This is a genomic window from Mesorhizobium sp. AA23, assembly GCF_001672435.1.
Taxonomy (GTDB): Bacteria; Pseudomonadota; Alphaproteobacteria; order Rhizobiales; family Rhizobiaceae; genus Mesorhizobium.
On the sequence record NZ_LYTP01000030.1, the window covers coordinates 339,262 to 360,757 of the forward strand.

Sequence of the window (21,496 nt, forward strand, 5' to 3'; positions counted from 1 at the left end):
GTCAGGGTGAAGCGTACGCCAATCGGGCAGTCGCGGCGGCTGCGCGTTTGCCGGTTTTCGCCTTGGTGAATGAAGCGATTTGTCGCGAGGCGATGCGCGGCGGCGGCGCGGAGAAAAACATGGGCAGGGGTGCGGCGGCGACAGCGGCTGTAAGGCGTAGTGGACCGATTTCTGTCAAACGCAGTGAACAGGATCGATGCGAAGGGGCGGGTATCCGTTCCGGCGCATTTCCGTTCGGTCGTGCAGAAACGTGGCTATGCGGAACTCTATGCGCTACGCTGCCTCGACCTTCCGGCGATGGACGTCGGCGGGCTCGATCTGCTCGACGGCTACGAGCAGCGGATCGCGCTGGAAGATCCCTTCCTGCAGACGGCGGACGATATGTCCTTCTTCTGCCATGGCGACGGGACGTTCCTGAAACTCGACCAGGACGGCCGCATCACGATGACCGATTTCATCCGCGAGCACACGGGCATCTCGAACGAGGTGGCCTTTGTCGGCCGCGGCAATTTCTTCCAGATCTGGGAGCCGGGCCGACTTGCCGCCTATGGGGCGCAGGCTCGAGCCAGGCTTTTGCAGCTTCGGCAGGGGACGAAGCCCGGGGAGCGACCGGAATGATGACTGGCCACGGCGATGATCTTCACGCCGTTGGCGGACTGGTCCGTCACATTCCGGTCCTCCTTGCCGAAGTGCTGGAGGCGCTTGACCCCAAGGCGGGCGAGACGATCGTCGACGGCACGTTCGGCGCCGGCGGCTACACCACCGCCATCCTCGAGCGCGGCGCCTCGGTCGTGGCCATCGACCGCGATCCGGATGCGATCGCCGCGGGCCAGGCTCTGGAACAGCAGGCCGGCGGCAGGCTGAAGCTCGTTCAGGAGCCGTTCTCGACCCTGGACAAGCATGTCGAAAGCGCCGACGGCGTCGTGCTCGACATCGGCGTCTCGTCGATGCAGCTCGACCAGGCCGGGCGCGGCTTTTCCTTTCGCGCTGACGGACCGCTCGACATGCGCATGGCGCAGGCTGGCCTGAGCGCCGCCGACGTCGTGAACACCTTCAAGGCGGGCGACCTTGCCCGCATCTTCGGCTTTCTCGGCGAAGAGCGGCATGCCGGCCGCATCGCCCGCATGATCGAGGCCCGGCGCGAGAAGCGGCCCTTCGAGCGCACGCTCGATCTTGCCGACGCCATCGCCACCCATGTCGGCCGCGCGCCGAAGGACAAGATCCATCCCGCCACCCGCGTCTTTCAGGCGCTGCGCATCTTCGTCAATGACGAGCTCGGCGAGTTGGCGAGCGCGCTGTTCGCCGCCGAGCGGGTGCTGAAGCCGGGCGGCAGGCTCGCCGTCGTGACCTTTCATTCGCTGGAGGATCGCATCGTCAAGCGCTTCATCGCCGATCGCGCCGATGCGGCCAGCGGATCGCGTCATATGCCGGACGCGCCGGCGCGGCTGGCGACCTTCCGCAAATCCGGCGGCGGGGTGACGCCGGGAGAGGCCGAGATCGCCGGCAATCCGCGGGCGCGCTCGGCGAGGCTGCGCGCGGCAATCCGCACCGGCGCGCCTGCGCGCGCCGGCGACTTTTCGATTTTCGGCCTTCCAAAGCTTCCCGCCGTCGAGCGGCCGGGGGAGAGGTAAGCACGTGTTTCGCACCAGCGATATAGTCCTGATCGCCGTAATGGTCTCGGCGGCGGCATTGACCTACAAGACCAAGCGCGAGGCCGAGGACCATCTGGCGGCGGTGCAGAAGCTGCAGGCGCAGATCCGCTACGAGGAAGACACAATCGATCTTCTCAAGGCGGACTGGAGCCTGCTCACCCAGCCGGCGCGGCTGCAGAAGCTTGCCGAAATCTACAAGTCGCAGCTCGGGCTCGAGCCGCTCAACGCCCACCAAATCGGCGGGCTCGACGACGTGCCGATGAAGCCGCTCAATATCGAGGACCTGTCGTCGCAGCCGCTCGGCGGCATGGCCGACAATTCGGGCAAAGGGCCGTCGGACGGCAAGGATCCGGTGGTGACCGGGAGCACCGTGCAATGATCAGCAGGCTTCCAGGGATCGGCAACCTGCTGAAGCGCCGAAGCAAGGCAGCTGAGGACGGCTCGATCGTCGTCGACGCCGCCCGCAAGGCAACCGGCGGCAAGGCCAAGACCCGCATCGTCATGACGATGGCGGTGTTCTTCACCATCTATTCGACGATTGCCGGCCGACTGGTCTATCTCGGCCTGCAGAATCCGGACAATTCGGGTGGTCCGCAGAGCCGCGTCACTGCATCGCGGCCGGACATCGTCGACCGCAACGGCGAGGTGCTGGCGACCGACATCAAGACGGCGTCGCTGTTCGCCGAGCCGCGCCGTATCGTCGACGCCGACGAGGCGATCGAGAAGCTCTCGACCGTACTTCCCGAGATTGACTACGAGCAGACTTATCACAAGCTGAAGAGCGGCGCCGGCTTCGTCTGGCTGCAGCGGCAGCTGACGCCGAAGCAGCAGGCCGACATCATGGCGCTCGGCATCCCGGGTCTCGGTTTCCGCACCGAAAAGCGCCGCTTCTATCCGAGCGGCGAAACGTCATCCTACATTGTCGGGCTCACCAACATCGACAATCAGGGCATCTCCGGTATGGAGAAGTACATCGATGACCAGGGCCTGACCGATCTGCAGGCGTCAGGACTGGCGGTGGCTAGGGATCTGAAGCCGGTGAAGCTGTCGATAGACCTGCGCGTCCAGCATGTGGTGCGCGACGAGGTGGCGACCGGCATGGAGCGGTTTCACGCGATCGCGGCCGGCGCGGTGGTCCTCAATATCAAGACCGGCGAAGTCCTGGCCATGGCCTCGGTGCCGGATTTTGACCCCAACAATCCCTACAATGCTCAGGAAAAGGACCGGCTGAACCGTATGTCGGCCGGGCTCTACGAGATGGGCTCGACCTTCAAGAGCTTCACCACCGGCATGGCGCTCGATTCCGGCAAGGTGACGCTGGAGAGTCGCTTCGATGCGTCGCGCCCGATCAGGATCGGCCGCCAGACCATCCATGACTTCCACAGCAAAGGCCGTGTGCTTTCGGTGCCCGAAGTGTTCATCTATTCGTCCAACATCGGCTCGGCCAAAGAAGCCGAGGCTGTCGGCATCGAAGGGCATCGCGAGTTCCTGCATCGGCTAGGCGTGCTCGAAAAGATGCAGACGGAATTGCCGGAAGTGGCGCGCCCGACCGAACCGAAAGTATGGAAGCAGGTCAATTCGATCACCATCGCCTTCGGCCATGGCGTCTCGACAACGCCCCTGCAGACTGCCGTCGGCTGCGCCGCATTGATGAGTGGCTATTTGATCGAGCCGACTTTTCTGCCGCGCACGGCCGAGCAGGCGATGGAGGTGGCCAAAAGGGTGGTCAAGGACACAACGGTGGAAGGGATGCGCTATCTCTACGCACTCAACGCCGAGAAAGGCTCGGGCAAGAGCGCCAGGGTTCCGGGTTACCGCGTCGGCGGCAAGACGGGCACGGCGGAAAAGGTCGTCAACGGTCGTTACTCGAAAGAGAAGAATTTCAACGCCTTCGTCGCCGCCTTTCCGATGGACGATCCGCAATATATCGTGCTGACCATCGCCGATGAGCCGAAGCCGGAAAAGCCCGGCATGGGCGCCACCGCCGCCTCGAATGCCGGCATCATGGCAGGCAACATCGTCAGGCGTGCGGCTTCGATGCTTGGCGTGAAGCCAGATTTCAGCCATGAAAATGGTGCAACGCTGGTTTCCTATCAGTGATTCTTGGGGCGCGCCGGCAACTGCGCGCTATTTTGTTGCGGTGAACGGGACTCAATGTATCTGAAAAATCTAGCCGGTATCCTGCCTGTCGAGGGAACAGCTTCCCCCGATCTGGAGGTTACCGGTCTCTCCTCCGATTCCCGCCAGGTAAGACCGGGCGTCGTTTTTTTCGCGCTCGCCGGCAGCAAGGCTGATGGCTCGACCTATGCTGCCGATGCCGCCGGCCGCGGCGCTGCCGCAATCGTGGCGGCCAAAGGCAATACCATCTCCGGTCTGTCGATCCCGGTTCTTGCCGTCGATGATCCGCGTCTGGCATTGGCGCTGAGCGCTGCGCGCTTCTTTGGCAAGCAGCCTCGGACGATGGTCGCCGTCACCGGTACCAGCGGAAAGACATCCGTTGCCGCCTTCACCCGCCAGATCTGGGAGCAGGCAGGTTTTGCCGCCGCTTCGATCGGCACGACGGGCGTGGTGGCGCCTGGCCGCAACGAATATGGCTCGTTGACCACGCCCGATCCCGTCGCCCTGCACCAGTTGCTCAAGGAACTGGCGGAGGCAGGGGTAACGCACGCCTCGATGGAGGCTTCCAGCCATGGTCTCGACCAGCGTCGGCTCGACGGCGTCAAACTGGCCGCCGGCGGCTTTACCAATCTCGGCCGCGACCACATGGATTACCATCCGACGGTTGAGGATTATCACCGTGCCAAGCTGCGTCTGTTCGACACGCTGCTGCCGAAGGGGGCGCCGGCCGTGATCTTCGCCGACGATCCCTGGTCGCAGCCGACGGTTGATGCCGCGCGGGCAGCGGGCCTCAATGTTCTGACCGTCGGCCGACACGGCGAATTCCTGACGCTGAAGCGCGTCGAGCATGAGCGGCGGCGCCAGCGTGCCGAGGTGGAGGCCGATGGTGTGCTTCACGAGATCGACCTGCCGTTGGCAGGTGATTTCCAGATCGCCAACGCGCTGGTTTCGGCCGGCCTCGCCATCTCGACTGGAACATCCGTTGATAAGGCATTGGCCGCATTGGAGAAACTCAAAGGTGCGCCGGGCCGCCTCGACCTTGTGGGCACGACGGCCGCCGGCGCTCCGGTCTATGTCGACTACGCGCACAAGCCCGACGCGTTGGAAAATGTCCTGACCTCGGTTCGTCCGTTCACCACGGGCCGGGTCGTTGTCGTCTTCGGCTGCGGCGGCGACCGCGATCGCGGCAAGCGGCCGATCATGGGCGAGATCGCGACCCGGCTCGCCGATGTCGTCATCGTCACCGACGATAATCCGCGCACGGAAATCCCCGAAACCATCCGCGCGGCAATCCTTGCCGCGGCGCCCGGCGCCATCGAGATCGGCGACCGCCGCAAAGCGATCCACGAGGCCGTCGCCATGCTCCATGCCGGCGATACGCTGATCGTCGCCGGCAAGGGGCATGAGGAAGGCCAGACGATCGGCACCGAAACCTTCCACTTTTCCGATCATGAGGAAGTGCGCGAGGCGCTGCAGGAGCGCGCCGCATGAGCTTGCTGTGGACGTCGCAAGCGCTTGTCGAGGCCATGGGCGGCAGGCCGATCGGCTCGCTGCCGGAAGGCATCACCGGCATTTCGATCGACAGCCGCAGCCTCGAGCCGGGCAACGCCTTCTTCGCCATCAAGGGCGAGACGATGGACGGCCACGATTTCGCAACCGCTGCAGTGAAGGCGGGCGCTGCGGTGCTGGTGGTGGCCGAGGGCAAGCTGCCGTCCCTTGGCCGGCTGACGGCGCCGATGGTCGTCGTGCAGGATGTGCTTGCGGCGCTGGAAAAGCTCGGCATTGCGGCGCGCGCTCGCTCACGGGCCAAGATCATCGCGGTGACCGGCTCTGCGGGCAAGACGACCACAAAGGAAGCGCTGCGCCATGTGCTGTCGGCGGTCGGCAAGGTGCACGCCTCGGCGCAGTCGTTTAACAATCACTGGGGCGTGCCACTTACCTTGGCGCGCATGCCCGCAGACTGCGACTACGCGATCTTCGAGATCGGCATGAATCATCCGGGCGAGATAAGGCCGCTGGTCAAGATGGTGAGGCCGCATGTCGCGATCGTCACGCTGATCGCGGCCGCCCATCTCGGCTTCTTCAAGAATCTCGACGAGATCGCCATGGCCAAGGCCGAGATTTTCGAGGGCATAGAGGCCGGCGGCGCCGCGCTGCTCAATCGCGACGATCCGCGTTGGAAGCTGCTCGGGAAAGTGGCCAAGGATGCAGGTGTCGAGCATGTCTTCGGCTTCGGCGAGAACGCCCGCTCGGCCTTTCGTCTTATTGGCTGCGACCTTTATGCCGATCACTCCGATATCGCGGTCAAGATCGGCAAGAGGGACGTGACGGCCCGTGTGGGGGCGCCCGGCCGCCACATCGTGCAGAATGTTCTGGCGGTGCTTGGCGCCGCGCAACTGGTCGACGCCGATCTCGACAAGGTCGCGGCGGCGCTCGCCGATCTTTCGGCCGAGCGCGGGCGCGGCCGGCGCCACATTTTGCGCCATCCGAACGGTCCGATCACGCTGATCGACGAGAGCTACAATGCCAATCCGGCGTCGATGGCGGCAGCCATGGCGCTGCTCAACGCCACGCCGGTATCGGGCGAGGGCAGGCGCATCGCCGTGCTTGGCGACATGCTGGAACTCGGCAGCCATTCGGCGAAGCTCCACGCGGCCCTTGCCGAACTTATTGTCGGCACAGAAACGCGCAACGTCTTTCTCGGCGGCCCGGAGATGCGGGCACTGGCCGAGGTTTTGCCTTCGGATGTCGAAACCGAGTACCGGCCAGGAGCCGAAGAGCTGAAGCCCGTCGTCATGTCGGCGATCAGGCCGGGCGACGTGGTGATGGTCAAGTCGTCGAAAGGCATCGGCTTTTCAAAGCTGGTCGAGGCATTGCTCGGCAAATTTCCGGCGGAAGCCGCAACCATTGAACCGACCTGAGGTCGGGATCCGGGGGACCGATGCTCACTTTACTCGTTGATTTCGCGGACAAGATCTCGGCCTTCAATGTCTTCCGCTACATCACCTTTCGCACCGGCGGTGCGCTGATCACTTCGGCGCTGATCGTCTTCATATTCGGACCGACCATCATCAATTCGCTGCGGCTTCGCCAGGGCAAGGGGCAGCCGATCCGCGCCGACGGACCGCAGACACATTTCAAGAAGGCCGGAACGCCGACGATGGGCGGGCTGATGATCCTGTCCGGCATCATCGGCTCCTCGCTTCTGTGGGCAAACCTCTCCAGCATCTATGTCTGGGTGGTGCTTTTGGTCACCGTCGGCTTCGGCTCGATCGGTTTCTACGACGATTATCTCAAGGTGACGAAACAGTCGCATCTGGGCTTCTCCGGCAAGGCGCGGCTGGCGATCGAATTCGTTGTCGCCGGCATCGCGGCCTGGGTGATCATGCACAATGGCCAGGCGCCGTTCTCGTCGTCGCTGACCTTCCCGTTCGCCAAGGAATTCCTGATCAATCTCGGCTGGTTCTTCGTGCCGTTCTCCTGCTTCGTGATCGTCGGCGCCGGCAATGCGGTGAACCTGACCGACGGTCTGGACGGGCTGGCGATCGTGCCGATCATGATCGCTGCGGCGTCGTTCGGCGTCATCGCCTATCTTTCCGGCAACGCGGTGTTCGCCGAGTATCTGCAGATCCATTTCGTTCCCGGCACCGGCGAACTGGCGGTCGTGCTGGGCGCCGTCATCGGCGCCGGCCTCGGCTTCCTGTGGTTCAACGCGCCGCCGGCCGCAATCTTCATGGGCGACACCGGCTCGCTTGCCATGGGCGGCCTGATCGGCACCATCGCTGTCGCCACCAAGCACGAGATCGTGCTGGTCATTGTCGGCGGCCTGTTCGTGGTGGAGATCCTGTCGGTCATCATCCAGGTCGGCTATTTCAAGATGACCGGCAAGCGCGTCTTCCTGATGGCACCGATCCATCACCATTTCGAAAAGCTCGGCTGGACCGAAAGCCAGGTGGTGATCCGCTTCTGGATCATCGCCGTCATCCTGGCGCTGGTCGGCCTCTCCACCCTCAAGCTCAGATAGGATGCCCGCTTGATCGCCGCCGCTTCATTTGCAGGCAAACGCGTTTCGCTCTTCGGGCTCGGCGGGTCGGGGATTGCCACCGCGCATGCGCTGATCGCCGGCGGCGCCGAGATCCTCGCCTGGGACGACAATCCGGACAGCGTCGCCAAGGCAGCAGCCGCCGGGATCGCGACCGGCGACCTGCGCGGCGCCGACTGGTCGCGTTTTGCGGCCTTTGTCCTGTCGCCCGGGGTGCCGCTCACGCACCCGAAGCCGCACTGGACGGTGGAACTGGCGCGCGGCGCCGGCGTCGAGGTGATCGGCGATATCGAGCTGTTCTGCCGCGAGCGCATCCAGCGCGCGCCGGCCGCACCCTTCGTCGCGATCACCGGCACCAACGGCAAATCGACGACCACGGCGATGACGGCGCACATCCTGAAGTCGGCCGGACGCGACACCCAGATGGGCGGCAATATCGGCCGCGCCATCATGACGCTCGATCCGCCCGAGCCCGAACGGCACTATGTGGTGGAATGCTCTTCCTACCAGATCGATCTCGCGCCCTCGATCAATCCGACCGCCGGCATCCTGCTCAATCTGACGCCTGACCATCTCGACCGCCACGGCACCATGGCCCATTACGCCTCGATCAAGGAAAGGCTGGTCGCCGGCAGCGACACCGCGATCATCGGCGTCGACGATTCCTGGTGCGCCCAGATCGCCGACCGGCTGGAGCGGGCAGGCCGGCAAGTGATCCGCATTTCCAAGCGCCTGCCGCTGACCGACGGCTATTTCGCTGACGGCACGAATCTGATGGAAGCCGTGCACGGTCGCTACAGCCGCACCGCATTCCTGGAAGGCATCGGCTCGCTGCGCGGCCAGCATAATGCGCAGAACGCGCTCGCCGCCGTGGCCGCCTGCCTCAGGGTCGGGCTGGAACTCGGCGAGATCCAGGCGGGGCTGGAAAGCTTCCCGGGGCTGGCGCACCGCATGGAGCAGGTGGGCCGCAAGGATCATGTGCTGTTCGTCAACGATTCCAAGGCGACCAATGCCGATGCGGCGGCTCCCGCGCTGTCGAGCTTCAACCGCATCTATTGGATCGCAGGCGGCCTACCCAAGGAAGGCGGGATAGAGCCGCTGCGCGGTTTCTTCCCACGCATCGCCAAGGCCTATCTGATCGGCGAGGCCGCTCCCGCTTTCGCCGCCACGCTCGGCGAGGCGGTGCCTTACGAAATTTCCGGAACGTTGGCGGCCGCGGTCGAGCACGCCGCCCATGACGCCGCGGGCGACACCGGCGGCGAGGCCGTCGTCCTGCTTTCGCCGGCCTGCGCCAGTTTCGACCAGTTCAAGAATTTCGAGGTTCGCGGCGAAGCCTTCAGGCAAGCTGCGACTGCTATTGATGGGGTGAAACCCATCGGAGGGCCACGTTGATGCAAAGCCGTCTCGACAAAAGTCCGGTCGCAACCTGGTGGTGGACGATCGATCGCTGGTTCCTGGCGGCATTCCTGTCGCTGATGGGGCTCGGCATCGTCTTGTCCTTCGCCGCAAGCCCGGCGGTCGCCGAGCGCATCGGTCTCGACAGCTTCCACTTCGCCACAAGACAGATCATCTTCACCATCCCGGCGCTCGTCGTGATGCTCGCGGTTTCCTTCCTGGAAGCGCGACAAATAAGGCGCATGTCGCTGGCGATGATCTGCATCATGCTGGTGCTGATGGTGGCGGTTCTTTATATCGGCGTCGAGGTGAAGGGCGCGCGGCGCTGGGTATCGCTCGCCGGGCTCTCGATCCAGCCGTCCGAGTTCCTGAAGCCGGCCTTTGTCATCATTTGCGCCTGGCTGTTTGCCGAGCACAAGCGCCAGCCAGACATTCCCGGCAATCTGTTCGCCATGCTGCTGCTGGCCTTGGTGATCTCGCTGCTGATCGCGCAGCCGGATCTCGGCCAGACCATGCTGGTGCTGGGCACCTGGGGCGTGATGTTCTTCATGGCCGGCCTGCCGTGGTTCTGGATCGTCGCGCTGGGGGCTGCCGGCGTCGGCGGCGTGTTCGCGGCCTATACAGTGTTTCCGCATGTGGCCGCCCGCATTGACAAGTTCCTCACCGGCGAAGGCGACACTTTCCAGGTCGACATGGGCCGCGAGGCGCTGATCAATGGCGGCTGGTTCGGCGTCGGCCCAGGCGAGGGCACGGTGAAGCGGGTCATCCCCGACAGCCACGCCGACTTCGTGTTTTCGGTCGCGGGCGAGGAGTTCGGGCTGATCATGTGCTTCTTCATCATGTCGATTTTCGCTTTCATCGTGCTGCGCGGATTGAGCATCGCGCTCAAGGAGCATGACGACTTCACCCGTTACGCCGTCGGCGGGCTCGTCACCATTTTCGGCCTGCAGTCGGCCATCAACATGTGCGTGAACCTACAGTTGATGCCGGCCAAGGGCATGACGCTGCCCTTCATTTCCTACGGCGGCTCCTCGCAGATCGCGATTGCCGTCTCGATGGGCATGGTGCTGGCGCTGACGCGCAGGCATCCCGAAAAGCGCAAGCAGATTGGCTACGCCTTCTCGCAGCGCGCCATGCCGGCGGAATGAGGCGGGATGTCGAGGGGTGTCATCCTGCTGGCGGCCGGCGGAACGGGCGGACATCTGTTCCCAGCCGAGGCGCTTGCGCATGAGCTGATCGAGCGGGGCTGGGAGGTGCATCTTGCCACCGACCGCCGCGCGGAGCGCTACTCCGGCCACTTTCCCGCCGCCGCGATCCACTCCATCCGCTCGGCGACTTTGGGCTCGAAGAATCCCTTCGCCGTGCTCGCCGCCTTCTGGGCGATCTGGCAAGGCGTGCGGCAAGCGGGGCGTGTCATCGCCAGGATCAAGCCCGACGTCGTCGTCGGCTTCGGCGGCTATCCGACATTGCCGCCGCTCTATGCGGCGACACGGCGCAAGGTGCCGACGCTGATCCATGAGCAGAACGCCGTCATGGGCCGTGCCAACAAGGCGCTGTCGAGCCGGGTCGATGCGATTGCCGGCGGTTTCCTGCCAGAGGGGGAAAGCGCGGCCGGCGCCAAGACGGTGACCACGGGCAATCCTGTGAGGCCGCAGATACTTGAAGCGGCGAAATCGCCTTATGTCGCGTCGGATGCCAGCGAGCCGTTCCGCTTCCTGGTCTTCGGCGGCAGCCAGGGTGCGCAGTTCTTTTCCGATGCTGTGCCGGCGGCGATCGCGCTTTTGCCCGAAGCGCAGCGCAAGCGGCTGGCGATCACCCAGCAAGCGCGCGCGGAAGACGTGGCGCGAGTGAAGACCGCCTATGCCGATCTCGGCGTCGACGCGCAGGTCTCGCCCTTCTTCACCGATATGGCGGCGCGCATGGCGGCCGCACATCTGGTGATGTCGCGGTCCGGTGCCTCGACCGTATCGGAGATCGCGGTCATCGGACGCCCGGCGCTGCTGGTGCCTTACCCGCATGCGCTCGATCACGACCAGGCGGCGAACGCCGCGGCACTTGCCTCCGCCGGTGGGGCCGAGGTCCATCAGCAATCGACGCTCTCGGCCGAGCGGATCGCCGCGCTGGTCGGCGGGCTGATGGAGGATCCCGGCCGGCTGACCGCAATGGCCGCGGCTGCCCGCTCGGCCGGAAAACCCGACGCGGCGCGGTTGCTCGGCGATCTCGCAGAGGCTATTGCGTCCGGCAAAACGGTTTCCGACTACAGGAGGACGCGCGCATGAAGATGCCGCAGACGATCGGCCTCGTGCATTTCATCGGCATCGGCGGAATCGGCATGAGCGGCATTGCCGAGGTGCTGCACAATCTCGGCTACAAGGTGCAGGGCTCGGACCAGGCGGACGGCGCCAATGTGCAGCGGCTGCGCGACAAGGGCATCGAATGTTTCGTCGGCCACAAGGCCGAGAATATCGGCGAGGCCGAGGTGGTCGTGGTGTCGACCGCCATCAAGAAATCCAACCCAGAGCTCAAGGCGGCGCGCGAGAAACTGCTGCCGGTCGTGCGCCGCGCCGAGATGCTGGCCGAGCTGATGCGCTTCCGCCAGGCGGTCGCCATCGGCGGCACGCATGGCAAGACGACGACCACCTCCATGGTCGCGACGCTGCTCGAAGCCGGCGGGCTCGACCCGACCGTCATCAATGGCGGCATCATCAACGCGTATGGTACCAATGCCCGCATGGGTGACGGCGAGTGGATGGTGGTCGAGGCCGACGAGAGCGACGGTACCTTCCTCAAGCTGCCGGCCGACATCGCCGTCGTCACCAACATCGACCCCGAGCATCTCGACCACTATGGCAGCTTCGACAAGGTGCGCGAGGCCTTCCGCCAGTTCGTCGAGAACGTTCCGTTCTACGGTTTCGGCGTGATGTGCACCGACCATCCGGAGGTGCAGGCGCTGGTCGGCAGCATCGAGGATCGGCGCGTCATCACCTATGGCGAGAATGCCCAGGCCGACGTGCGCTTCGCCAATCATCGCATGGACGGAGCTACATCCGAGTTCGACGTGGTGATCCGCGACCGCAAGGGACGGGGCACGACGACGATCACAGGTCTGCGACTGCCCATGCCCGGCCGCCATAATGTCTCCAACGCGACGGCGGCGATCGCGGTCGCGCACGAGCTCGGTCTGTCCGCCGAAGCCATCAAGAAAGGCCTGTCATCCTTCGCCGGCGTCAAGCGGCGTTTCACGCACACCGGTTCCTGGAACGGCGTCGAGGTCTTCGACGATTACGGCCACCACCCGGTGGAGATCGCGGCGGTGCTCAAGGCCGCGCGCGGGGCCACAAAGGGCCGCGTCATCGCGATCGCGCAACCGCACCGCTTCACCCGGCTGCACGACCTGTTCAATGAGTTTTCCGTCTGCTTCAACGATGCCGACACGGTCATGGTGGCGCCCGTTTACGCGGCCGGCGAGGAACCGATCGAGGGCGTGACCTCGGACGCGCTGGTGTCGCGCATCCGTGCCGGCGGCCATCGCGACGCGCGCTATATCGAAGGCCCGACGGCGGTCGCGCCGGCCGTCCGCGAACTTGCCAAGCCCGGCGACTTCGTCATCTTCCTTGGCGCCGGCAACATCACGCAATGGGCCTATGCGCTGCCCAAGGAACTCGGTGGGGGCCCCTCATGATGCGCGGCCAGGACCTGATCGACAAGCTCGGCGACAAGCTTGCCGGCCTGCGCGGCCGCGTCACGCCCAATGCCGAGATGGACAAGATCACCTGGTTCCGTGCCGGTGGGCTGGCGGAAGCGCTGTTCCAGCCGGCCGACGAGGAGGACCTCGCGGCCTTCCTGCGCGCGGTGCCGGAGGAAATCCTGATTACGGTCGTCGGCGTCGGCTCAAACCTTCTGGTGCGCGACGGCGGCATCCCCGGTTTTGTGGTGAGGCTCTCCGCCAAGGGCTTCGGCGAGGCCGAAGTCACCGGATCGACCACCATTAAGGCTGGCGCGGCAACGCCGGACAAGCGTCTGGCTGCCGTGGCTTATGAAGCCGGCATCGGCGGGTTCCATTTCTATCACGGCATTCCGGGCGCTGTCGGCGGGGCGCTGAGGATGAACGCTGGCGCCAATGGCGTCGAGACGCGCGAGCGCGTGGTCGAGGTGCAGGCGCTCGATCGCGCAGGCAATGTCCATACGCTGAGCAATGCGGATATGGGCTATGCCTACCGCCATTCGTCGGCGCCTGGCGGGTTGATCTTTACCTCCGCCATCTTCGAGGGCATCCCGCAAGACAAGGTTGCGATTAAGGCGGCGATGGATGCCGTGCAGAACCATCGCGAGACGGTGCAGCCGATCCGCGAGAAGACCGGCGGTTCGACCTTCAAGAACCCGGAAGGCTCGTCGGCGTGGAGAGAGATCGACAAGGCCGGCTGCCGCGGGCTGATGATCGGCGGCGCGCAGATGTCTCCCATGCACTGCAACTTCATGATCAACACCGGCACGGCGACCGGCTACGATCTCGAATATCTCGGCGAGACGGTGCGCGCGCGGGTGCTGGAAAATTCGGGCATCCGCTTGCATTGGGAGATCAAGCGGCTGGGCAACTTCCGGCCGGGTCACGCGGTGCAGGAGTTCCTGGGCCAGCTTCTTTAGCTCGCTGCGATGTTCAAGTAGTGCTTGAACTTGCGTCGTCGGCGACGCCGTCAAGCGTTACCGCAAAGACTCAACAACACACTTTTCTCGCCCGTTTTCGCGGAAAGTGAATCTCTCGGAATCATAGGTACTTGCCAGGGAATCAACTCTCTGATTCTCTGCTCTAAAGCGTTTCCTGATTTGAGTCGTTTGACGCGTTACCCGCGTTTTCCGTCTGGGGGGGCAACCTGCCGGAAGACTCGGACTCAATGTGCGGAAATGTTGCGTGCGGAAATATTGGTTGCAGGCCCGGCGTGAAAGGGGAAGGCGGGATGAAGAAGAAGCATGTGGCTGTTCTCCTGGGGGGATTTTCCTCGGAGCGGCCCGTGTCTCTGTCGTCGGGGAAGGCATGTGCGGATGCGCTCGAGAATGAAGGCTATCAGGTCACCCGCGTCGATGTTTCGCGCGATGTCGGGTCTGTGCTTGCCGAGCTCAAGCCCGATGTCGCCTTCAACGCGCTGCATGGCCCGTTCGGCGAGGATGGCACCATCCAGGGAATTCTCGAATATCTCGGAATTCCCTACACCCATTCGGGCGTGCTCGCTTCGGCGCTGGCCATGAACAAGGAGCAGGCCAAGAAGGTCGCCAAGGCGTCCGGCATTCCCGTCGCGGAATCGAAGGTGGTCAACCGCTTCTCCGTCCAGAACAAGCATCCGATGAAGCCGCCTTACGTGGTGAAGCCGGTCAATGAAGGCTCGAGCTTCGGCGTCGTCATCGTGCACGAGGGGCAGTCGCATCCGCCGCAAGTCATCGGCTCGTCCGAATGGAAGTATGGCGAGATCGTCATGGTCGAGCGCTACATCCACGGGCGCGAGTTGACCTGCGCGGTGATGGGTGACGTGGCGCTCGGGGTCTGTGAAATCATCCCGACCGGTCATTCCTTCTACGACTACGATTCAAAGTACGTCCCGGGTGGATCAAAACACGAAACCCCTGCAAAAATTTCACCGAATATTTACCAAAAAATACAGACACTGGCCCTCAAGGCTCATCTTGCTATCGGCTGCCGGGGCGTTTCCCGGTCGGACTTCCGTTACGACGACCGTCACTCCGAAAACGGCGAGGTTGTCTGGCTCGAGATCAACACCCAGCCGGGCATGACGCCGACGTCTCTGGTGCCTGAAATCGCCGCGCAAGCGGGGCATTCGTTCGGTGAATTGTTGAGTTGGATGGTGGAGGACGCTTCGTGTCTGCGTTGAGGTGGGGCCAGGGCAAGGGCCGCGGGACTGGGCCCGCGCTGTTCGGCGTGCCGCTATCGTTCGACCATTTCGTGTTGCCGCGCCAGCTGCGGCGGCCGGTGCGTTTGCTTGCCCGTCTCTGCGATGGCGAGTACGAGGCGCCGCGCTTCTCGGCTGCGATCCTCTCGGCTGCCTTGTTGGCTTCCGCCGGAGCCTACGGGGCCTATCTCGGCGGCTACGCCGACAGCATCGTGCAGGGCGTGACGGCCCGAACCGGTTTTGCCGTCGACCAGATCAAGGTCGTCGGCAATCGCCAGACTTCCGAGATCGATATCCTGGACCGCCTCGGCCTCGATGGCTGGACGTCGCTGATCGGCTTTGATGCCGAGGCTGCGCGCGAGCGCATCGCGACGTTGCCCTGGGTCGAGGTTGCGGCGGTGCGCAAGATCTATCCTCACACGCTGGAGGTCCGTGTCGAGGAGCGTGAGCCCTTCGCGCTCTGGCAGCAGGGCAATTCGCTTTCGGTCATCGAGCGGTCGGGCGAGGTGATCGCGCCGTTCTCGGGCGGCAAGCAGGCTTTGCTGCCGCTGATCATCGGCACGGGCGCGCCGGCCAAGGCGCCGGATTTCCTGGAGAGGATCAAGCGCTATCCCGAGCTGGCGGCGCGGGTCAAAGGCTATATTCGTGTCGGCGAGCGGCGCTGGGATCTCAAGCTGGAGAACGGCATCACCGTGAAGCTGCCGGAAGACGGCGAGGATCAGGCGATCGCCGAGCTCGTCAAGCTTGACCATGATAACGGACTGTTGACGCGCGACATCGCTGCCGTCGACATGAGGTTGTCCGATCGCCTGGTCGTCGAGCTCTCGCCGGAAGCGGCGACGCAGCGCGAAGCCGCGCTCAGCGACAAGCCGAAGACCCTGACGAAACGCAAGCCGGAGACGAAGATATGAGCTGGCTTGGCGGCGGCGGTGATGCCTCTTCGCGCCGGTCGGGCACGCTGACGGTGCTCGATGTCGGCTCGAGCAAGGTCTGCTGCGTGGTGGCGAAGCTGAAGCCGCGCGAGGACGGCAAGCTGTTGCGCGGCCGCTCGCATCGCATCCAGGTGATCGGCATCGGCCATCAGAAGTCGCAGGGAGTTAAGTCGGGCGTCGTGGTCGATCTCGACCGCGCCGAGCATGCCATCCGTCTCGCCGTCGACGCCGCCGAGCGCATGGCGGGGCTCACCGTCGATTCCCTTATCGTCAACATGACGGCCGGCCGGCTGAAGAGCGAGGCCTTTTCGGCAACCATCAATCTCGGCGGCCATCAGGTCGAGGAAGCCGACATCAAGCGCGTGCTCGCTGCCGGCGCGAAGCAGGCGCTGCGGGCCGAGCGAGAGGTGGTTCATTCGCTTCCCGTCGGCTTCTCGCTCGATGCCGAGCGCGGCGTGCGGGATCCCCGCGGTATGGTCGGGGAGACGCTGGGCGTCGATATGCATGTGCTGACCGGCGATGCTGCGCCGATGCGCAATCTCGAGCTTTGCATCAACCGCTCGCATCTGTCGGTCGAGCGCATGGTGGCGACGCCCTATGCCAGCGGTCTCGCGGCTTTGGTCGACGACGAGCTCGAAATGGGCGCGGCCTGCATCGATATGGGCGGCGGCACGACCACGATTTCGGTGTTCTCGGAAGGCAAGTTCGTGCATGGCGACGCCATCGCTATCGGCGGCAATCATGTGACGCTCGACATGGCCAAGGGGCTGTCGACTTCGCTCGACGCCGCCGAGCGATTGAAGGTAATGCATGGCTCTGCGCTGCCGGGCAGTGCGGACGACCGCGACCTGGTTTCCATCCAGCCGATCGGCGAGGAGGGCGAGCTGCCGCTACAGATCCCGCGCTCGGTGATGACGCGGATCATCCGGGCGCGCATCGACGAGACGCTGGAGCTTTTGCGCGACCGGCTGAACAAATCGGGCTACGGCAACGCCGTCGGCAAGCGGGTCGTCCTCACCGGCGGCGCCAGCCAACTGGCGGGCCTGCCGGAGGCGGCGCGCCGCATTCTTGGGCGCAACGTGCGCATCGGCCGGCCGCTCGGCGTGGCAGGCCTGCCGGAAGCGGCCAAGGGGCCGGCGTTTTCGACCCCGGTCGGGCTTCTGATCTATCCTCAAATGGCGAGCTTCGAGAGCCATTCGGCGAAAGGACTTTCCGGTTTCAGGATGACCGGAACGGGCGGAAAACTGCATCGCATGGGTCAGTGGTTGAGAGACAGTTTTTAATTTGACGGGGACAGCCCCAAAGGCGGCCGCAGCGGCGAGGCGGCGGGAAAGGCAAAGGACGGAGACTATGACCATCAATCTCAAGAAGCCGGACATCACCGAGCTTAAGCCACGCATCACCGTGTTCGGTGTCGGCGGCGGCGGCGGCAACGCGGTCAACAACATGATCACAGCCGGCTTGCGCGGCGTCGAGTTCGTGGTGGCCAACACCGACGCGCAGGCGCTGACGATGTCGAAGGCTGAGCGGCTGATTCAGCTCGGCGCGCATGTCACGGAAGGCCTCGGCGCCGGCTCGCAGCCGGAAGTCGGCCGCGCGGCGGCGGAAGAGTGCATCGACGAGATCATCGATCATCTGTCCAACACGCATATGTGCTTCGTCACCGCCGGCATGGGCGGCGGCACCGGCACGGGCGCTGCACCCGTCGTTGCCCGCGCGGCGCGCGAAAAGGGCATCCTCACCGTCGGCGTCGTCACCAAGCCGTTCCATTTCGAGGGCCAGCGCCGCATGAAGACGGCCGACATGGGCATCGAGGAACTGCAGAAATGCGTCGATACGCTCATCGTCATCCCCAACCAGAACCTGTTCCGGCTGGCCAACGACAAGACCACCTTCGCCGATGCCTTCGCCATGGCCGACCAGGTACTCTACTCCGGCGTTGCCTGCATCACCGACCTGATGGTCAAGGAAGGCCTCATCAATCTCGACTTCGCCGACGTCCGCTCGGTGATGCGCGAGATGGGCAAGGCGATGATGGGCACCGGCGAGGCTTCGGGCGAGGGCCGCGCCATGGCCGCCGCCGAGGCGGCGATCGCCAACCCGCTGCTCGACGAGACCTCGATGAAGGGCGCCAAGGGCCTGCTGATCTCGATCACCGGCGGCCGCGACCTCACCCTGTTCGAGGTCGACGAAGCCGCGACCCGGATCCGCGAGGAGGTCGACCAGGACGCCAACATTATCCTCGGCGCCACCTTCGACGAGGAACTGGAAGGCGTGATCCGCGTCTCGGTGGTCGCTACCGGCATCGACAAGTCGGCGGCCGAAATCGCCGCGGCGCCAATCTCCATCCGCGCGCCGCAGAAGCCGGTCGCCCGTCCCGCGGCACCTGTTCAGGAAAGCCGTCCCGCACCGGTTCAGCAGCAGGCCTACGAGCCGCGCGCCGTCGATCCGGTTGCCGAGGCGATCCAGCTTGCAGAGGCGAACGCCGCCGCGATGGCACAGCCGCGCCCCGCGCCGGTCGACGACTTCCGCCCGCAGAGCAAGATCTTCCAGGCTCCGCCGGCCCAGCCTCAGCCGCAGCCGATCGCCCAGCAGCCGGTCATGCAGCCCGCGCCGCAGCGCGAGATGCCGCAGCCTGTGGCTGCAGCGCCGCAGCGCATGCCGCGCGTCGAGGACTTTCCACCGGTCGTGAGGGCCGAGGTGGAGGCCAAGAGCCGCCCTGCGGATCATGAGAACAGCGGACCGATGGGGCTGATCAAGCGGCTGACCAACGGCCTGACCCGCCGCGAGGAAGAGCCGGCCCGGCTGCAGCCGGCGCAGCCGCGCGAGCCGAAACTGCGCCAGGCGGCACCGGAAATGCGCCGCCTCGCCAGCCAGGACCCGCAGCTCTATGCGCCGCGCCGCGGCCAGCTCGACGACCAGGGGCGCCTCACGCCTCAAAGCCGCACGGTGCAGGAAGACGACCAGCTGGAGATCCCGGCGTTCCTGCGTCGCCAGGCGAACTAATCGTTAAAGCGCGCCGCCTGTGCGGCGCGCTTTAAGCAATGTTTGATAATGTCGTTCTCCCAAAACCGCTGTGCACTTTCGGGCAGAACATACCCTAACGATATATAACAGCTGTTAACAGGCGGGCGAGAGAATCGTCTGCCTGTTGCCTTTAAAAGTTATAGAGAAACAACGGATTACGAGTGTTTCTTCGTTCAGGGCAGCGGTTACACGGGGTAAGAAACCGTGATTTGGAGTCTCCCGGACGGGCCACTATCTTCGCGTCGGACTAAAGTCGGTTTGCCGGGATTCGGGGAGTTGGCCCTGCCTGCCGATGTTATCAGAGCCGCTGCCTTGCTCATTCGCCGCTTTTGCGCGCAGGCCAGATGATCCGTCGGGCCGATAATGCCTAAGGCTGACAAGCGGACACAGGCGGTTTGGGCTTATGGGGTTTGTCTTGCACGACTATCAGACGACAGTTAAGGCGCGCGTGACGCTGACCGGCACCGGCGTCCACAGCGGCAAGCCCGTCACCGTTCATTTCCTGCCCGCCGACGCCGATACCGGCATCGTGTTCCACCTCGCGAATGGCGGCGAGTTCCGCGAGTTCCGCGCGCTGGTCTCCGAGGTCGGCGCCACCGACCTGTGCACCATGCTCGGCGATCCGGTCGGCCAGCATATCGGAACCGTCGAACATCTCATGGCGACGGTGTTCGGACTTGGCATCGACAATCTCATCATCGAGATCGACGGTCCGGAAGTTCCCATTCTCGACGGCAGCGCGGTGGCCTTTGTCGAAGCCTTCGACCAGGCGGGGATCGAGACGCTTTCGGTGAAGCGCCGCTATATCCGCGTGGTCAAGCCGATCCGCGTCGAAGCCGGTGCATCCTGGGCCGAGTTCCGTCCTTATGACGGCACGCGATTCGAGGTCGAGATCGACTTCGAGAGCCCGGCCATCGGCCGCCAGCTCTTCGCCTCCGACATCAACCCCGACATCTTCCGCCGCGACATCGCGCGGGCCCGCACCTTCGGCTTCATGAAGGATGTCGAGCGGCTGTGGGCCGCCGGCTACGCGCTCGGGTCGTCGCTGGAGAACTCGCTGGTCATCGGCGACGACAACCGCGTCATCAATGTCGGCGGACTGCGCTATCCGAACGAATTCGCCCGCCACAAGACGCTCGACGCCATGGGCGACCTGGCGCTTGCCGGCGCGCGCTTCATCGGCTGCTTCCGCTCCTATCGTGGCGGCCATCGGATGAACGCGGCGGCGCTGCGCCGCCTGCTTTCGGACCGTACGGCCTTCGAGATCGTCGAGACGCGGCGCCGCGAGCGCGGCCGGGTCGCCGAAATGATCGCCGTCAGCGGACCGGTCTACGCGCCCTGGGTCATCTGATTTTTAACGATTTTCTGGCTTTGTAGCGAAGCCGGTGTTGCGCAAATGCATCACAAACCCGTGAAATCGAGCGGCTTTGGGGACGGTCCCAAACCGCCACAAAAATGTGCGATTGGCCGGACATAGCGTTGCCGGGCAAGGGGATAATGGTTTATGGCTGCGGCCGGGACCGAAACGACGCCGAAAGGGCGGAATCCAAACATGTTTTTTTCGCGAGTTGGTCAATCGAAGGCGCCGTATCGGGCTGTTTTCCTGGCGTTTTCGTTGGTCGCCCCGTCGCTCATGCTGTCGGCCTGCATGTCCTCCGAAAAGGACGTCAATCTGGCGACCTATGTCGACCACACCGAACCCGCAGACGTTCTCTACAACCAGGGCCTCGCCAATCTGAATGCCGGCCGCCTCGATGAGGCGAGCAAGAAGTTCGACGCCGTCGACCGCCAGCATCCCTACTCGGAATTCGCCCGCAAATCGATGGTGATGGGCGCCTTCGCCGATTATCGCGCCGGCAACTATGACGAGGCGATCGGTTCCGCCAAACGTTACCTGACGCTCTATCCGTCAACCGACGATGCCGCCTATGCGCAGTACATCATCGGCTTGAGCTACTACCGGCAGATCAAGGACGTCACCCAGGACCAGAAGGAAGCGCGCCAGACGGTGCAGACCATGCAGGACCTGGTGACCCGCTGGCCGAATTCCGAGTATGTCGACGACGCCAAGGACAAGATCCGCTTTGCCACCGACCAGCTCGCCGGCAAAGAGATGCAGATCGGCCGCTACTATCTGGAACGCCGCGAATATATCGCCGCCGTCAAGCGCTTCCGCACCGTGGTCGAGAACTACTCCAACACGCGCCATGTCGAGGAGGCGCTCGCGCGACTGACCGAAGCCTACTACGCGATGGGCCTGACTTCGGAAGCGCAGACAGCCGCAGCGGTGCTCGGCCACAACTATCCGGACAGCCAGTGGTACAAGGATTCCTACAAGCTCCTGCAGAGCAACGGGCTTGAACCGCGCGAGAATGCCGGGTCGTGGATCTCCAAGGCCGGGAAGCTGATCACCGGCGCCTGACACTTCTG

18 protein-coding genes are annotated in these 21,496 nt (G+C 64.4%); all 18 read left to right on the plus strand.

Going from position 1 to position 21,496, the window contains the following annotated elements; genetic code table 11:
- Positions 1 to 159: 159 nt before the first annotated feature.
- On the plus strand, positions 160 to 618 hold the full coding sequence (gene mraZ, locus A9K66_RS25480; protein ID WP_067329032.1) for a division/cell wall cluster transcriptional repressor MraZ: 459 nt from the start codon (positions 160 to 162) through the stop codon (positions 616 to 618).
- Positions 615 to 1,631: a 16S rRNA (cytosine(1402)-N(4))-methyltransferase RsmH gene (rsmH, locus tag A9K66_RS25485; RefSeq protein ID WP_067329034.1), complete on the plus strand. Its 1,017-nt coding sequence runs from the start codon at positions 615 to 617 to the stop codon at positions 1,629 to 1,631. The genes mraZ and rsmH overlap by 4 nt, the downstream gene beginning before the upstream one ends.
- A 4-nt stretch (positions 1,632 to 1,635) precedes the next feature.
- Positions 1,636 to 2,031 carry a hypothetical protein gene (locus A9K66_RS25490; protein ID WP_067329035.1) on the plus strand — a complete coding sequence of 132 codons (396 nt, stop codon included), beginning with the start codon at positions 1,636 to 1,638 and terminating at the stop codon, positions 2,029 to 2,031.
- Positions 2,028 to 3,752 carry a penicillin-binding protein 2 gene (locus A9K66_RS25495; RefSeq protein WP_067329037.1) on the plus strand — a complete coding sequence of 575 codons (1,725 nt, stop codon included), beginning with the start codon at positions 2,028 to 2,030 and terminating at the stop codon, positions 3,750 to 3,752. Before A9K66_RS25490 ends, A9K66_RS25495 begins: the two co-directional genes overlap by 4 nt.
- A gap of 54 nt (positions 3,753 to 3,806) precedes the next feature.
- Positions 3,807 to 5,261, plus strand: coding sequence for a UDP-N-acetylmuramoyl-L-alanyl-D-glutamate--2,6-diaminopimelate ligase (locus tag A9K66_RS25500; protein ID WP_067329039.1), 1,455 nt, complete (start codon positions 3,807 to 3,809; stop codon positions 5,259 to 5,261).
- Positions 5,258 to 6,691, plus strand: a complete 1,434-nt coding sequence (locus tag A9K66_RS25505; RefSeq protein WP_067329040.1) for a UDP-N-acetylmuramoylalanyl-D-glutamyl-2,6-diaminopimelate--D-alanyl-D-alanine ligase — start codon at positions 5,258 to 5,260, stop codon at positions 6,689 to 6,691. Before A9K66_RS25500 ends, A9K66_RS25505 begins: the two co-directional genes overlap by 4 nt.
- Positions 6,692 to 6,711: 20 nt before the next feature.
- Entirely contained in the window at positions 6,712 to 7,794 is a 1,083-nt protein-coding gene (mraY, locus tag A9K66_RS25510) for a phospho-N-acetylmuramoyl-pentapeptide-transferase (protein WP_066990736.1), read from the plus strand.
- A gap of 9 nt (positions 7,795 to 7,803) precedes the next feature.
- Positions 7,804 to 9,204 (plus strand): UDP-N-acetylmuramoyl-L-alanine--D-glutamate ligase, encoded by a 1,401-nt coding sequence (murD, locus tag A9K66_RS25515; protein WP_067329042.1) that lies wholly within the window; start codon positions 7,804 to 7,806, stop codon positions 9,202 to 9,204.
- Complete coding sequence (gene ftsW / locus A9K66_RS25520) at positions 9,204 to 10,355, plus strand: putative lipid II flippase FtsW (protein WP_067329044.1); 1,152 nt, start codon at positions 9,204 to 9,206, stop codon at positions 10,353 to 10,355. Before murD ends, ftsW begins: the two co-directional genes overlap by 1 nt.
- A gap of 6 nt (positions 10,356 to 10,361) precedes the next feature.
- Complete coding sequence (murG, locus tag A9K66_RS25525) at positions 10,362 to 11,486, plus strand: undecaprenyldiphospho-muramoylpentapeptide beta-N-acetylglucosaminyltransferase (protein ID WP_067329046.1); 1,125 nt, start codon at positions 10,362 to 10,364, stop codon at positions 11,484 to 11,486.
- On the plus strand, positions 11,483 to 12,889 hold the full coding sequence (murC, locus tag A9K66_RS25530; protein ID WP_067329048.1) for a UDP-N-acetylmuramate--L-alanine ligase: 1,407 nt from the start codon (positions 11,483 to 11,485) through the stop codon (positions 12,887 to 12,889). Before murG ends, murC begins: the two co-directional genes overlap by 4 nt.
- Positions 12,886 to 13,851: a UDP-N-acetylmuramate dehydrogenase gene (gene murB / locus A9K66_RS25535; protein WP_067329050.1), complete on the plus strand. Its 966-nt coding sequence runs from the start codon at positions 12,886 to 12,888 to the stop codon at positions 13,849 to 13,851. The genes murC and murB overlap by 4 nt, the downstream gene beginning before the upstream one ends.
- 311 nt (positions 13,852 to 14,162) lie before the next feature.
- Entirely contained in the window at positions 14,163 to 15,089 is a 927-nt protein-coding gene (locus A9K66_RS25540; RefSeq protein ID WP_066990754.1) for a D-alanine--D-alanine ligase, read from the plus strand.
- The gene (locus tag A9K66_RS25545) at positions 15,077 to 16,018 is read left to right on the plus strand and encodes a cell division protein FtsQ/DivIB (RefSeq protein WP_067329052.1); all 942 of its coding nucleotides are present in this window, start codon (positions 15,077 to 15,079) and stop codon (positions 16,016 to 16,018) included. The genes A9K66_RS25540 and A9K66_RS25545 overlap by 13 nt, the downstream gene beginning before the upstream one ends.
- Positions 16,015 to 17,322, plus strand: coding sequence for a cell division protein FtsA (gene ftsA / locus A9K66_RS25550; RefSeq protein WP_067329054.1), 1,308 nt, complete (start codon positions 16,015 to 16,017; stop codon positions 17,320 to 17,322). Before A9K66_RS25545 ends, ftsA begins: the two co-directional genes overlap by 4 nt.
- A 67-nt stretch (positions 17,323 to 17,389) precedes the next feature.
- The gene (gene ftsZ, locus A9K66_RS25555; RefSeq protein ID WP_067329056.1) at positions 17,390 to 19,045 is read left to right on the plus strand and encodes a cell division protein FtsZ; all 1,656 of its coding nucleotides are present in this window, start codon (positions 17,390 to 17,392) and stop codon (positions 19,043 to 19,045) included.
- 424 nt (positions 19,046 to 19,469) lie between these two features.
- On the plus strand, positions 19,470 to 20,417 hold the full coding sequence (lpxC, locus tag A9K66_RS25560) for a UDP-3-O-acyl-N-acetylglucosamine deacetylase (protein WP_067329058.1): 948 nt from the start codon (positions 19,470 to 19,472) through the stop codon (positions 20,415 to 20,417).
- Between the two features lie 201 nt (positions 20,418 to 20,618).
- Positions 20,619 to 21,488, plus strand: a complete 870-nt coding sequence (locus A9K66_RS25565) for an outer membrane protein assembly factor BamD (protein ID WP_066990991.1) — start codon at positions 20,619 to 20,621, stop codon at positions 21,486 to 21,488.
- The last annotated feature ends 8 nt before the right edge of the window (positions 21,489 to 21,496 follow it).

What these genes read in the sequence shown, in the direction of transcription:
- A9K66_RS25540 (WP_066990754.1), top strand. Translation starts at nt 14,163, where the DNA reads ATGAAGAAGAAGCATGTGGCTGTTCTCCTGGGGGGATTTTCCTCGGAG.
- rsmH (WP_067329034.1), top strand. Translation starts at nt 615, where the DNA reads ATGATGACTGGCCACGGCGATGATCTTCACGCCGTTGGCGGACTGGTC.
- murG (WP_067329046.1), top strand. Translation starts at nt 10,362, where the DNA reads ATGTCGAGGGGTGTCATCCTGCTGGCGGCCGGCGGAACGGGCGGACAT.
- A9K66_RS25495 (WP_067329037.1), top strand. Translation starts at nt 2,028, where the DNA reads ATGATCAGCAGGCTTCCAGGGATCGGCAACCTGCTGAAGCGCCGAAGC.
- murC (WP_067329048.1), top strand. Translation starts at nt 11,483, where the DNA reads ATGAAGATGCCGCAGACGATCGGCCTCGTGCATTTCATCGGCATCGGC.
- ftsZ (WP_067329056.1), top strand. Translation starts at nt 17,390, where the DNA reads ATGACCATCAATCTCAAGAAGCCGGACATCACCGAGCTTAAGCCACGC.
- A9K66_RS25500 (WP_067329039.1), top strand. Translation starts at nt 3,807, where the DNA reads ATGTATCTGAAAAATCTAGCCGGTATCCTGCCTGTCGAGGGAACAGCT.
- ftsA (WP_067329054.1), top strand. Translation starts at nt 16,015, where the DNA reads ATGAGCTGGCTTGGCGGCGGCGGTGATGCCTCTTCGCGCCGGTCGGGC.
- mraY (WP_066990736.1), top strand. Translation starts at nt 6,712, where the DNA reads ATGCTCACTTTACTCGTTGATTTCGCGGACAAGATCTCGGCCTTCAAT.
- murB (WP_067329050.1), top strand. Translation starts at nt 12,886, where the DNA reads ATGATGCGCGGCCAGGACCTGATCGACAAGCTCGGCGACAAGCTTGCC.
- ftsW (WP_067329044.1), top strand. Translation starts at nt 9,204, where the DNA reads ATGCAAAGCCGTCTCGACAAAAGTCCGGTCGCAACCTGGTGGTGGACG.
- A9K66_RS25505 (WP_067329040.1), top strand. Translation starts at nt 5,258, where the DNA reads ATGAGCTTGCTGTGGACGTCGCAAGCGCTTGTCGAGGCCATGGGCGGC.
- lpxC (WP_067329058.1), top strand. Translation starts at nt 19,470, where the DNA reads ATGGGGTTTGTCTTGCACGACTATCAGACGACAGTTAAGGCGCGCGTG.
- A9K66_RS25565 (WP_066990991.1), top strand. Translation starts at nt 20,619, where the DNA reads ATGTTTTTTTCGCGAGTTGGTCAATCGAAGGCGCCGTATCGGGCTGTT.